Origin of the sequence: Bacillus tuaregi (genome assembly GCF_900104575.1) — a bacterium.
GTDB lineage: Bacteria > Bacillota > Bacilli > Bacillales > Cytobacillaceae > Bacillus_BD > Bacillus_BD tuaregi.
This window is the reverse complement of record NZ_LT629731.1, coordinates 766,506-779,850: the sequence shown is the minus strand read 5'-3', so window position 1 is coordinate 779,850 and position 13,345 is coordinate 766,506. Positions and strand designations below refer to the sequence as shown.

Below are 13,345 nucleotides of genomic sequence, written 5' to 3'. Positions count from 1 at the left end.
CAATTCACCTTTTGGCTAACGATTTTATCCTTTTTATTCACCATGCTGCTTATTTTTTGGAGACCAAAGGGAATAAACGAAGCCATCCCGGCAACACTCGGTGCGATTCTTATCTTTTGGTGCGGTGCTGTTACCCTATCAGATATCGTAGTGATTGGTGAAAAGGTAACGGGGGCAGCCATCACAATACTGGCAACCATGATTATGGCGATCGCCATGGAAAGCATCGGTTTCTTCCAATGGGGGGCACAGAAGCTATTAGAATTGGCAAAGGGTTCAGGTCACAGGTTGTTTTGGCTAACCAATCTACTTTGTTTCTTCATGACACTTTTTCTAAACAATGACGGCAGTATTCTCATTACCACCCCGATTCTTCTCTTACTGTTAAAAAAGCTAGGCCTGAACACCAAACAAAAGCTGCCTTATTTAATTAGCGGAGCTTTAGTTGCCACTGCATCTAGCGCCCCAATCGGTGTAAGCAATATCGTCAATTTAATCTCTTTAGAAATCATCGAAATGGATTTAATTCACTACACCATGATGATATTTGTGCCTGGAACGCTAGGCTTACTTCTGCTCGCCAGCCTACTTTACTTCCTGTTTCGCAAAGCATTACCGGCTGCCATCCATCCGCACACAGGTATTGTCCCCCATCACCCCGCCCAAATTCATCATGGACAACCTATGCACCATCACCCAATCCAGCCACAGCACAACAAACAACTTTCACCGATAAAACAGCCAAGGCATCCATTGGCTGAGCCGGATCACTCAACTAAACAAACTAGACTCATGATTGCTGTTCTTACCTATGTATTCTTTGTTCGAATTGCCTTATTTGTAGCAGCGTTTTTAGATATCTCGATTTCACTTGTCGCTGTGATAAGCTCTCTCCTATTACTATTATGGCGCTGGCTATATTTAAAGGTTAGTCCGATCGATTTATTGAAAAAAACCCCTTGGCATATCTTTATTTTTGCGTTCACCATGTATGTAATTGTCTATGGCTTGCATAATATCGGCTTAACTAGCCTCTTAATTAACTACCTCGAACCACTCGCAGCCTCCAGCCTCTTTCATGCAAGTATGATTATGGGCTCAGTATTGACCGTTTTATCTAATATCTTCAATAATCACCCTGCGCTCATGATCGGTACTCTTTCTTTAACACAAATGGGGCTGGATCCAATCACACTGAAAACCATTTATTTAGCAAATATTATCGGAAGTGACATCGGGGCCCTATTACTGCCGACCGGAACATTAGCCACCTTAATATGGATGCATATTTTAAGGCAGCATCATGTAAAGGTGACCTGGAAGGAATATCTGAAGGTAACGTTACTAGTGATTCCCATTACGGTTGTCTTTACCCTCATTCTTCTCTATATCTGGATTGAATGGATAATATATTAGCCGCATGCAGCGCAATAAGAAAAAATTCCTTTTCTTCTTTGAAAAGGAATTTTTTCTGTGCGGCCTTATCTGGATATAGACTCTACTATCCTTTTTTATTATCTTTATTGCTGTTATTTTTACTATCCTTGTTATCATCCTTATTGTTGCTATTTTTACTATCCTTATTATCATCCTTGTTGTTGCTATATTTACTATCCTTATTATCATCCTTGTTGTTGCTATATTTACTATCCTTGTTATCATCCTTGTTGCTGTCATCCTTACCATCATTATTCTTTTGGTAATCATATTTGTCTTGATTATCCTTCTCATCATCATTGCTTAGATAGTTAAATGGACAGTCTTTCTTGTCATCTGACTTGTCTTCAAACCAATCCTTATAACGTTCACTAGTATCTGATTTATATTTATCTTTTTTATCATCCTGATTCTTGTATCGATCTTTCCCATTACTACGTCCGCCTCGTTTACCATCCTTGAAATCAAAATCACAATCCTTGTACTTATCATCAGAATGACCTTTATTTCCATCCTTATGATGTTTGTCCCCGCCCTTATCCTTTTTCATCTCTTTAGGCCCGGAGCTGATACTGCGAATATGGAAAGGATCAACTCGAATGACCTCTTCATTACGAATCAGCTTATAAAAGCCTTTGTCGACGAACAGAACTCCTTCTATCGCTTCAGGTCCTCCACGATTAATCGAAACCCATTTATTTTTCAGTTGCTGAAAAACTCCATGTAAATCATGTGCTTTCACACGTTTTCCTTTCATTTTCTCTTTGTTGCCCTTAAAAGATTTCGAGGATTGACAGACACTTTTCACATGGTGAAGATTCACATATACGAGACATCCATCCTCAGCAAGCAGCAAAAGGAAATCATGCTTAACACTTAATAACTCACCATGAATCGATTCTGGTCCTCCTTGATTTAATTGGATCACCTTGTGCTCCATTTTCTTTAAGAGCTTTCGAAAGCTTTTAGCTGATAGATGCGTTTCGCTATTTTCCTTTTCATGATGATGATCGTGCTCATGATGTTCTGGTTTTGGTTTTGTCGGTTCACTTATACTTTTGATATGCTCTGCTTGGTAATAAATGACCGCCTTTTTCGTCTCCAGGGCTACGTAGTCTGATTTGACATCAATTACTTTTCCATGCTTTGCCTCTGGTCCTCCTCGATAGATTTTGACTTCCTTCCCTTTTATTGATTTAAAAAATGCATGATAAAAACGTGATTTCGAGCTGTGGTCCGCAGCGTTATGTTGCTTATGCTTATCTTTGCTCATCTTAATCCTCCTTGTTCATCCTCCAAAATGGTTAGATATATTGCATGTATACGTTAATTAGTACAATTTTGCATGATGAACCAACCTATATAGCAAAATAATCAAACAAGTACCTATTGAATAATGAAATTAAAAATAAACAGCGAAAATGTTTGAATTATCTGAAATTAATTGATATAATTGAAAAAAGGTTAAGGAGTTGATTTCCAATGAATAAGTACTCTCTAAACACACCCCAACAAACTGAGGTAATGGATGATTCACTATTTGCTGAAATGGTGTTAGACAAAGCGCTGCGCGATTTCCAGAAAGAGCAAATTCTAAAGGAAATCGACCAATCGTTACATGACAGAAACAAAGAGCAATTTCTACTACTAACAGAAAAATTACAAAAATTTCTTGAATAACATGATAGAACATTAATTCCCGATTTCAGTGAAATCGGGTTTTTGTTTGTTTTAGGCTAATTATGTTTTCCTGGTTAATAAGTAACAAAAAATATAAATTACGATTTTTTCGACAAATATGCTGAAACTTTTTTTATAATAAAGCGTACCTACTTGATGAATAAGGACAAAAGGGTGTGGATTATGAAATTTCGGAATGCTGTTTTGGAATATCGTCTTCGTAAAGGGAATGACCAGTTTGTTCCCATTTATCATTATCCGGAGATTGAGCTAGAGCAGATTTTAGCAAGGAGAGAATGTGAGTTTTTTGTAAAGGATGGCATTACATACAAGCAGCTGTCCTCGGCGATTGAGGAAAATCTCTTTATTATTTATGTAGAAATATATGAGGAAGGACCAGTCGATGCCGCTATCTTAACAGAGGACGGGATTTTGCTTGAGGTGAGAGAGTTGAACTCCCTTAAGGGGTATCCGCTCCTGACGTCTGAATATTTGACGGATCACTTAGATGTATTAAGTACTCTTGGTAGTGTCTATACATACCATCAGCAGCAGGAGTGGGAACGCGATTCTGCCGAAATTGATGAGGATCGGAAAGCCTATGTTTTGTATGTCACAGCAACAGGATATTCCATAACAGATTAAAGAGAGGGGATTAAGATTGAACAAGACAAAAAAAATGATGAAGGGTGTCCTTGCCGCTACACTCGTTACCTCTTTAGCGGCATGCTCAGAGGACCGTCCTCCTGAACCAACCGGCTATGATTGTGATGATTGGGATTGGGACAGCGAAACAGGAACCTATTACTGTGATGATGATGACTCCTATTATGGGGGCAGATATTATCATGGCGGCTCCTTTTACTCTAGTAAGTCATCACTCAAAAGCAGTCCAAGCTATAAATCCTATGAAAGCTCCTACAAATCAGGAATCGGCAGTGGATCAAAAGGCGGATTTGGAGGATAAGCATGAATACGTTTCGTCAGGAAAGGCAGCGTTTTTTTGAAAACATCGAGGGATTCTGGCATGATCTATTTAATACTGAATATGCCTTATATGATGTCAAAAAAGAGACAACCGCTGGAATAAACCGCATTAGACAGGCAGCAGAGCGGATCGGACATATTTTGTTTAAAGCAGCACCGCTGTTACGGCAATTGGATGAAGAAACCCTGCTTCAGCTTGGCTTTCCAAAGCCGGCACTTTCCTTTATCAGACTTCAAACCCTGCCCTTCGAAAGTGTGATTGCACGGCTTGATTTAGCTGTTACAGCTGATGAAATAAAGCTACTAGAGGTGAACTCCGATACACCTACTTTTATTAAAGAAACCTTTTCTGTCAATGGGGAGGTTTGCAAAGCATTCGGATTAATCAACCCGAATGAGACCTGTGCTAAGGAGCTTCGTGAAGCTATCCAACTGGCTCTTAAGATGGCTCTTCAATCACTCGGAAAAAGAGAAGCTCATAGAAGAAGCCCAAGCATCGTCTTTTCTTCACACAATGATCATGAAGAAGACCGCTTAACAACGAAATATTTGCAGGAGCTCGCTGGATTACCTAGTCAGTATCTCGGGCTCAGTCAGCTTCGCCTTGTACCAGAGTCTATAACAGAGAACGGTCAAATTCTCATTGAAAAAGGACTTTACGATAGCCATGGTGAAAAGATTGATGTTCTATACCGACAGACCTATCCCATTGAACACCTTGTTGAGGATGAAGATCCCGCAACAAAGGAGAAAGTTGGACAGCTTTTACTGAAGCTCGTTGAAGAAAAGGAATTAGCGATTATTAATCCGCCCTCTGCTTTTTTACTGCAATCCAAAGCCGTCATGGCGTTAATATGGGGATTACATGAGGAAGAGCATGCTTTTTTTACAGCGGAAGAGCATGAATGGATTCATAGCTATTTTTTACCCACCTATTTGGATGAGGACTATTTTCTTGAGCAAGAGATTTCGTATGTGAAAAAACCCTCCTTTGGACGTGAGGGAGATACGGTCGAAATCTTTTCAGGCAGTGGAGAAAAGGTTGCCGAGGATGCTCATAAAACCTATCAGGATTCACTGCCCGTATATCAGCAATTCATCAAGCTTCCAAAAACCGTGATTCAAACGGTCAATGGGTCCAAGAACGCTCATTATATGTATGGGTGCTTTTACATTAACGGACAAGCAAGTGCAATCGGGATCCGAGCTGGTAGACAAATTACAGACAATGAAGCCTATTTCCTACCGGTAGGCATCGATATCGAGGAGGAGAATAAATGATGGAAATCATATCAACAGAAAGCTTTTTTGCTTTTCTCGCCCATGTTGGAACAGGCTTAGGCTTAATTATCATTGGAATTTTTGCCTTTGCTTTTACAACGAAATTCTCAGAATGGGAGTTAATTAAGAATGGAAATACAGCCGTCGCATTAAAGCTGTGGGGTAAGGTGATTGGATTAGCGATTACGCTTTACACGGTTTGGGGTGGAAGTGTCAGTATTTTAGATGCCTTTATTTGGGGCTTAATTGGAATCATCACGCAGGTCATTGTGTATTTGATTATCGAATATGTACTAACACCTAAAACAAACTTAGCGAAAAAGGTCGAGGAAGGCAATCTAGCCGTCGGCTTCAGCTTATTCGCCGCTGGAATTACCGTCGGTTTGGTTGTTGCGGGAAGCTTAACCTATTAAGAGTTGAAAAAGCCGTATCAGGGAAAGGTCCCTTGATACGGCTTTTTTCATTTTTATGTACAGTTGAACCTGTAAATCACTCATATTCTTTCCAATTAAGGTAAACAATAAGCTTTAGATTCATCTGCTAAGGAGACTACGATCGTGTTTAATTTTTTAAAAAATAAAGGCAAAGAAAAGGAAAGTGCCAAGGACGTTTTTTCAAAATCACATGATTTTAAAACCTATGAATTTGAAAACGAAAAAACGAAGCTTTCTTTTTGCTTAACATTTCTCACCACTCTTGTCGAGGAAAAAACAATTCGCGAGTGTGCTCTTCCTTATTTACTGGAAAAAGACTTTCATCAATTAGAGGATGCGAGGAAGCTTCTTCCCTTGCCAGATGTACAGCTCTCAACGGACGCATCGATCATAGAAGAAAAGCTCATCACCGGCAATGTACTGCTGACTATACCCGGGGAAGCACAAAAATTTTGTTATTTCTCTGCCATAAAGGACACGGCGCGAAGCATCACATTGCCTGAGGTTGAATTCAGTGTCATTGGTCCAAAGGAAGCCTTTGTTGAATCACTTGATCAAAACTTAAGCCTGCTGCGAAAAAGAATTCCTGTAAAGGAGTTGATTATTGAAGAGCAAACGATTGGGACTCTATCGAAAACAAGAGTAGCTATTCTTTACTTGGAGGGCATTACCAATGTCGAAAATGTCGATACGGTCAGACAGCGAATCAAAGGAATTGAATTTGATGAAATCACGGATAGCTCGTATATTGTTCAAATGATTTGTGATAATCAAAATTCACCATTCCCGCAGCTGCTTGATACAGAAAGACCTGACCGAGTTGCCGCCATACTGGCAGAAGGAAAGGTAGCTGTTATGGTAAACGGCTCACCACATGCTTTAATTGCACCGACAACCTTAGTAGAATTTTTCAGCTCATTTGAGGATTATTATTTAAATTGGATTCTTTCATCATTTTTTCGTTTAATTCGGTTATTTGCGGTGGCCTTTTCTATTTTAGTGACACCCATTTATGTCGCAACGCTTTCCTATCATTACGAGTTAATCCCGCAGGATTTATTAAGCGCATTGGTGGCTTCGAGAAGGGCGATACCTTTTCCGCCCATTCTCGAAGCATTATTTCTTGAATTAACCATCGAGCTTTTACGTGAAGCAGGAGCCCGACTGCCGACAAAGGTCGGACAAACCATCGGTATCGTGGGCGGTATTGTGATTGGAACGGCTAGTGTGGAAGCAGGTCTGACAAGCAATGTATTATTGATTTTTGTCGCGCTCGCCGCACTAGCATCCTTTACTACACCCGTATATAAAATGGGTAACACCATCCGTTTATTGCGTTTCCCGTTTTTAGTTTTTGCTGAGCTCTGGGGTCTTTTGGGAATATTGCTTTGCTTCTGTTTTTTGCTTACCCATCTCATTCGATTGACTTCACTTGGAAGACCATTTTTAGAGCCAATATACCCATTAAGGAAACAGGATTTTAAGGATTCTTTGATCCGATTGCCTTTTAATAAACAAAGAAAACGGCCATTCTTCTTACGGACACAAGAGTCAGACCGTTTTCCTGAGAAGGCGGCAAAGGAAAAGAAAGATATCGAAGATTAGAGGTTATTTTATGAAAGTATCCATTCCGGAAAACAAAAAAATCGCTCCTTTTCTTGTATTCTTTACCGTCCATGCGATGCAGACAGGTATTGGCATCCTCGGCTTTACCAGAATCATTGCCAAGAATGCCGGTCATGATGGTTGGATTTCGATTATCGTGACCGGGCTCGTTATTCAGTTAATTATTTGGATGATTTATAAAATGGCCAAAGTGGCGGACGGAGATATCCTAGCGATCCACAGCTTCATTCTGGGAAAAAAGCTTAGTAAAGCCATCTGCTCTCTGCTTATTATTTACTTTTGTTTACTGACAGTGACGGTCCTGCGAGGATTTATTGAAATTGTCCATGTGTGGATGTTTCCGGAGCTAAGTATCTTTTGGTTTTCAGTTGTCTTTTTTATTCTCTTAAATTATATCGTAAATGGCGGGATTAGGACCGTCACCGGGATTGCCTTTTTCTCAGTTGTGTTGCCCTTTTATATCGTTCTATTGTTTTTTATTACCATACCTTATTCGGATTTTACGAACCTACTGCCAATTTTAGATCATCCAGTTTCAGATATCCTGCGTGGAAGTCGTGATATGTCGCTTACAGTGCTTGGCTTTGAAACAATCCTAATATTTTATCCATTTATCAAAAGCCCGGAGAAATCACGAAAGTGGGCTAGTTTAGGAAATCTATATACAATCTTGCTATGTCTGTACATTGCCATCCTAACCTTTTCCTATTTTTCGGAAAACCAATTGCAAAAAAACGCCTGGCCATTACTTACTATGTGGAAAATTATTAAAATGCCGTTCGTGGAACGCTTTGAATATATCGGGATTGCTAATTGGTGTTTAATTATCCTACCTAATGCCTGTCTTGCAATATGGTGTGCAAGCTGGTTAGCCAAGCAAATTTTTTCGCTACGGCAAAAAATCTCTGTACCTGCCCTGTCAGTCTTATGCATTATTGGTACAAGTCTGTTATTAACGCGTGAAATGGTAAATATTTTAACGGACATTACAGCCAAAATTGGCTTATACTTCAATTTTGTCTATATTCCATTATTATTTTTGGCCACAATCATTGCAGAGAAGGTGAAAAAGCGTGAAACAGAAACGTAAATACTTCATCGTTTTTGTCCTCCTTTTCCTGCTTGGAGGATGTGTGCAAAAGGAAGTATTGGATGATATCAGCTTAATCGAAGGGATTGGCTTTGACATGTCTGAAAATGGCCAAATTCTAGGTACCGTTACGTTTCCTCTTTATTTGCCTGACTCTCCACCTAAGAATGAATCCTTCTCGGCTGAGGCGATCATTAAAAAGACCATACTGCAGGATATACAGCAGCAAACACCAGACCCGATTGTTACGGGAAGTCTTGAGGTAGTATTATTTGGGAAAGATATCGCCAAGAAAGAGGGGATTCTTGAATTGGTGGATGCCTTCCAAAGAGACCCTGGTGTTGGTGCCGGGCTATTTTTGGCTGTCGTTGACGGGGATGCCAAACCATTATTAGAGGGGGATTATGGGATAAGGGGAAATGGAACGTTTATTGCCAATTTATTCGAGCATAACATCAAGCAGGAGGAGGTTCCGCAATCAAACCTTCACCTCTTTTTGTTTGATTTTTATCAGGAGGGGAAAACGCCATACCTTCCACAGATTAAACAGCTTTCTAAAAATAAATTAGAAATTAACGGGATGGCTCTTTTTAGCCGTGGAAAGGTCATCGATGTGGTCCCGCCGGATAAGATGTTTTTCTTTAAGCTCCTTGTTGATAAATTTAGCGAGGGGATGCATCGGGTCAGTATCGATGAAGGGGATGCGGCCATTAGGAGTATCAAATCTAGACATCGTTTTAAGCTGACAAAACGGAATCCAGAGGAAATCTCCATTCATATAACCGTTCGCGGGCTCATCAACGAATTTACTGGCAATAAGCTATCCCCGAAAAATATTGATTTATTAGAGCAGGCCTTTCAAAAGGAAATCAACAGAGAATGTGAGAAGCTCATTAAAGACTTTCAAGCGCAAAAGCTAGATCCTCTAGGTTTAGGGCATTTTGTCAGAACGCAAACCCGTCAGCTTGATATTAAAAAATGGGTAAAAGAGGATTATCGAAATCTGACTGTGAAGGTAACATCAGACGTCATGATTACGCAGACCGGTGTTATTGAATAATGCATCGAGGATTTTTCGCTATCAGATCAATAATGGGCGCCCATTATTGATCTAGTTGGGGCGCCGCTGAAAACGACCAAAAACGGACTTGCCTATTCGGCAAGTCCGTTATAATTAAGTATAAACCACCAACAAAGCTATGTATGGTGGAGACGGTGGGAGTCGAACCCACGTCCAAAGATATCGTCACTTAAGCTTCTACGAGTGTAGTCGATATATTTGCTGTTTCGCCGCTCCATATGCCTATCGACGGGCGTCCGGGCTAGCTAGTCTGATTGTTCTCTTCCATCATCCTCAGACGGGGGAATCCGGCGTAGCCCACTAAAGTTGAGTCCCTTACCCTACCACATGGGCGATGGAGGGAGGAACCGCTAAGCGCTTATTAGGCAGCTAAAGCGAAATTGTTTTGTTGTTTGCCAGTTATAGGCTTTGACGTTTTAACGAGGCCGATCCCCTCGACTCGCAACCTAAGCTCGAACTACCCCTGTCGAATCCGTAGCGTCCCCATTATGAGAAAATCGAGGATAAACTGAATTATCTTATCGATTCGCGCAAACCTGCGCTGACGTTAGGAATGCTCAAAGGTCGAGCAAAGATTAGTGATCAGCTCTTGCTGACATAATTCATTATACCATAATCCATGGTGATTTCAATTGTAATTTACTGGTTTAGCTGCCAGCTTGCTTGCAGACAGATTGGACGGAGCTTTAATCAAACTCCTGTCGTCTACATCTTCTGTCTCTCACGGAATGCACGTTCAATATCACGCTTGGCTTCTTTTTTCTTCAAATCTTCACGCTTATCGAATTTCTTCTTTCCTCTCGCTAAGCCGATGAGGATTTTTGCATAACCGTTTTTCAAATATATCTTTAAGGGTACTAACGAGTAGCCGACTTCCTTTGTTTCACCGATTAGCTTATTGATTTGCTTGCGATGTAAAAGGAGCTTCCGGGTTCTTTCCGGGTCATGATTGTAGCGGTTTCCCTGCTCATATGGACTGATGTGCATTCCAATTAAGAATACCTCACCATTCAAAATTTTCGCATAGGAATCCTTTAAGTTTGCACGTCCCGCCCGAAGCGCTTTGATTTCAGTCCCCTGCAGGACAAGACCTGCTTCATATGTTTCTTCAATAAAATAGTCATGATACGCTTTTTTATTCTGCGCAATAACCTTACCTTCACCTTTTGGCATAGAGCTTTCCCCACTTTCCTTGCTCTATTTTAGCAAATATTCACGTTCCAAACAAATCAAAATCCACTACCTTTAGCGCTTTACTCCGCCGGGGGACAGTCCCCCGGCGGTTTAACGCTTTACCTTGCTGGGGGACTGTCCCCCAGCGGTGTAACGCTTTACTTGGTTAGCGTTTTTTCTTGCGTTTTGCTGCTGGGGCGTTTTCGAAGAATTTTTTGTTTCTATTTTTCTTCTTGGCAGATGGTTTGCTGGCATTGGCTTCTTTGCCACGGCCATTTCGACTTCTGCTTCGGCCGCCTCCTTCGCCGCCCTCTTTACCTTTACGAGCCTTTCGCTCTGAGCTGCCTGTCTTGAAGACACGACCACCTTCACTTGGATCGCGTCTGCGTGTGCCCTTCATGCCGACGATTTCAAAATCAATTGAGCGTTCATCCTTATTGACGTTGATGACGCGAACCGTAATCTCATCGCCGATTCGGTACACATTCCCTGTCCGCTCGCCAATCATCGCGAAATGACGCTCATCGAAGCGATAATAATCGTCTGTCATGTAGCTGACATGGATTAACCCTTCAATTGTATTTGGAAGCTCAACGAACATGCCAAAGTTCGTAACAGAGCTGATAATCCCGTCATATTCCTCACCTATCTTATCCTCCATATACTCTGCTTTCTTCAGCTCATCTGTCTCGCGCTCTGCATCAACTGCCCGGCGCTCCATTTTCGAGGAATGCTCGGCAATATCAGGAAGGCGTGAGTCCCATTTTTCCCTTGTCATCTGATCTAGCTTTCCTTCTATTAAATAGGTACGAATGAGACGATGAACGATTAAATCGGGATAACGACGGATTGGTGATGTGAAATGCGTATAATACTCCGTTGAAAGTCCAAAGTGGCCGAGGCTGTCCGGATCATATTTTGCCTGCTGCATCGAGCGTAGCATGACGGTTGAAATCACCATCTCCTCCGGCTTACCCTGTACTTCCTCAATAATCTCCTGCAAAGCACGAGGATGGACAGAATTGGCTGTTCCTTTTACGATATAGCCAAAATTCGTAATAAATTCAAAGAAGCGGCGCAGCTTGTCTTCCTTTGGATCCTCGTGAATCCGGTAAATAAACGGTACATCCATCCAGTGGAAATGCTCTGCAATGGTCTCATTGGCCGCAAGCATAAATTCCTCTATCAGGCGTTCGCCGACAGACCGCTCACGAAGGACGACATCCGATGGCTTACCCTCTTCATCGACGAGCACCTTCGCTTCCTTAAAATCAAAGTCAATCGCTCCACGATGCTGCCTTTTTCCATTTAAAATCTTTGCTAATTCATGCATGAGGCGGAACATCGGCACTAAAGACTCATAGCGCTGGCTTAATTCTTCGTCCTCATCCACTAAAATCTTATTGACGTCGGAATAGGTCATTCTTTCCGTTGTTTTAATTACACTTTGAAAAATATCATGGTTTACAACGGTACCATCTTCATCTATTTCCATCTCACAGGAAAGTGTCAAGCGGTCAACCTTTGGATTTAACGAACAGATTCCGTTTGATAAACGGTGTGGAATCATCGGAATAACACGGTCCACTAAATAGACACTCGTGCCTCTTTCAGCCGCTTCCCTATCAATAGGTGATTCCTCTGTAACATAATAGGTGACATCGGCAATATGTACACCAAGCTTGTAATTTCCGTTCTCGAGCTTCGTTACGGTTACAGCATCATCTAAGTCCTTTGCATCGGCACCGTCAATCGTGACGATGGTTTCATGGCGAAGGTCACGGCGGTTTTTAATCTCCTCTTCGTCAATTGAATCAGGAGTATCGTGTGCCTGCTTGAGAACGTCCTCCGGAAATTCTCCCGGCAGTCCATGTTTATGAATAACCGAAAGAATATCAACACCTGGATCATTTTTATGACCGAGAATTTCAATGACTTCTCCTTCTGCACTCATCCTGCCTTCCGGATAGACCGTTAGCTTCACAACGACCTTATGACCTTCGACAGCACCGTTAGCCGCTTGCTTTGGTATGAATATATCACCGGCAAATTTTTTCTCATCCGGAATCACAAAACCAAAGTTTTTACTTTCTGTATAGGTCCCAACGATTGTTTGAATCCCTCGTTCAAGAATCCTGACAATCGTTCCTTCTCTACGCTGGCCAGAGGATTCTGATGACACACGGGCAAGTACTATGTCACCATGCAAAGCATTATTGATTTCATTGGGCGGTATAAAAATATCGTCCATCCCCGCTTCCTCTGGAATCACAAAGGCAAACCCCTTTGCATGACCGGTCAGCTTCCCGCGGATTAGGTTCATCTTTTGCGGCAACCCATATCGGTTGCTCCTCGTCCGGACGACAAGCCCCTTTTCTTCCATATATACTAGGGCTTTAACAAAATCCTTGAAGGTAGAAGAATCGTCCACACCCAATGCCTGCTCTAATTCTTGAACCGTTAAAGGCTTATAGGCCTCATCCTTCATATAATGTAATAATCGATCCACATGCGGTTTTATTGTAGCATCCATCTATATCCCTCCTTTTATAGAAT

The 13,345-nt window shown here is 41.4% G+C and carries 12 protein-coding genes and 1 other RNA gene; 9 read left to right on the top strand and 4 right to left on the bottom strand.

Going from position 1 to position 13,345, the window contains the following annotated elements; all coding sequences use genetic code 11:
* Positions 1–21 precede the first annotated feature (21 nt).
* Entirely contained in the window at positions 22–1,416 is a 1,395-nt protein-coding gene (locus BQ5321_RS05925) for an arsenic transporter (RefSeq protein ID WP_084786918.1), read from the top strand.
* Positions 1,417–1,501: 85 nt separating this feature from the next.
* Here the strand turns inward: BQ5321_RS05925 and BQ5321_RS05920 are convergent, their stop codons facing one another.
* Positions 1,502–2,710: a hypothetical protein gene (locus BQ5321_RS05920; RefSeq protein WP_071393629.1), complete on the bottom strand. Its 1,209-nt coding sequence runs from the start codon at positions 2,708–2,710 to the stop codon at positions 1,502–1,504.
* A 209-nt stretch (positions 2,711–2,919) separates the two neighbouring features.
* Between BQ5321_RS05920 and BQ5321_RS05915 the strand changes: the two genes are divergently transcribed.
* The 8 genes from BQ5321_RS05915 (at position 2,920) to BQ5321_RS05880 (ending at position 9,595) form a co-directional block, all read left to right on the top strand.
* Entirely contained in the window at positions 2,920–3,117 is a 198-nt protein-coding gene (locus BQ5321_RS05915; protein WP_071393628.1) for an IDEAL domain-containing protein, read from the top strand.
* Between the two features lie 183 nt (positions 3,118–3,300).
* Positions 3,301–3,762, top strand: a complete 462-nt coding sequence (locus tag BQ5321_RS05910; protein ID WP_071393627.1) for a hypothetical protein — start codon at positions 3,301–3,303, stop codon at positions 3,760–3,762.
* 16 nt (positions 3,763–3,778) lie between these two features.
* The gene (locus BQ5321_RS05905) at positions 3,779–4,084 is read left to right on the top strand and encodes a hypothetical protein (protein ID WP_071393626.1); all 306 of its coding nucleotides are present in this window, start codon (positions 3,779–3,781) and stop codon (positions 4,082–4,084) included.
* A 2-nt stretch (positions 4,085–4,086) separates the two neighbouring features.
* A complete protein-coding gene (locus BQ5321_RS05900) occupies positions 4,087–5,385 on the top strand; it encodes a glutathionylspermidine synthase family protein (RefSeq protein ID WP_071393625.1) in 1,299 nt (432 codons plus the stop codon).
* On the top strand, positions 5,382–5,798 hold the full coding sequence (locus tag BQ5321_RS05895) for a DUF350 domain-containing protein (RefSeq protein WP_390622139.1): 417 nt from the start codon (positions 5,382–5,384) through the stop codon (positions 5,796–5,798). Before BQ5321_RS05900 ends, BQ5321_RS05895 begins: the two co-directional genes overlap by 4 nt.
* A 144-nt stretch (positions 5,799–5,942) precedes the next feature.
* Positions 5,943–7,424 (top strand): spore germination protein, encoded by a 1,482-nt coding sequence (locus tag BQ5321_RS05890; RefSeq protein ID WP_071393624.1) that lies wholly within the window; start codon positions 5,943–5,945, stop codon positions 7,422–7,424.
* Positions 7,425–7,434: 10 nt separating this feature from the next.
* Positions 7,435–8,535: a GerAB/ArcD/ProY family transporter gene (locus BQ5321_RS05885; RefSeq protein WP_071393623.1), complete on the top strand. Its 1,101-nt coding sequence runs from the start codon at positions 7,435–7,437 to the stop codon at positions 8,533–8,535.
* On the top strand, positions 8,519–9,595 hold the full coding sequence (locus BQ5321_RS05880; RefSeq protein ID WP_084786667.1) for a Ger(x)C family spore germination protein: 1,077 nt from the start codon (positions 8,519–8,521) through the stop codon (positions 9,593–9,595). The genes BQ5321_RS05885 and BQ5321_RS05880 overlap by 17 nt, the downstream gene beginning before the upstream one ends.
* A 144-nt stretch (positions 9,596–9,739) precedes the next feature.
* Here BQ5321_RS05880 and ssrA read toward each other — a convergent pair.
* From ssrA to rnr, 3 genes are all read right to left on the bottom strand, one after another.
* Positions 9,740–10,101, bottom strand: a transfer-messenger RNA (tmRNA) gene (ssrA, locus tag BQ5321_RS05875).
* Positions 10,102–10,321: 220 nt separating this feature from the next.
* Positions 10,322–10,789 carry an SsrA-binding protein SmpB gene (smpB, locus tag BQ5321_RS05870; protein ID WP_071393622.1) on the bottom strand — a complete coding sequence of 156 codons (468 nt, stop codon included), beginning with the start codon at positions 10,787–10,789 and terminating at the stop codon, positions 10,322–10,324.
* Between the two features lie 166 nt (positions 10,790–10,955).
* A complete protein-coding gene (gene rnr / locus BQ5321_RS05865; RefSeq protein ID WP_071393621.1) occupies positions 10,956–13,322 on the bottom strand; it encodes a ribonuclease R in 2,367 nt (788 codons plus the stop codon).
* Positions 13,323–13,345 lie beyond the last annotated feature (23 nt).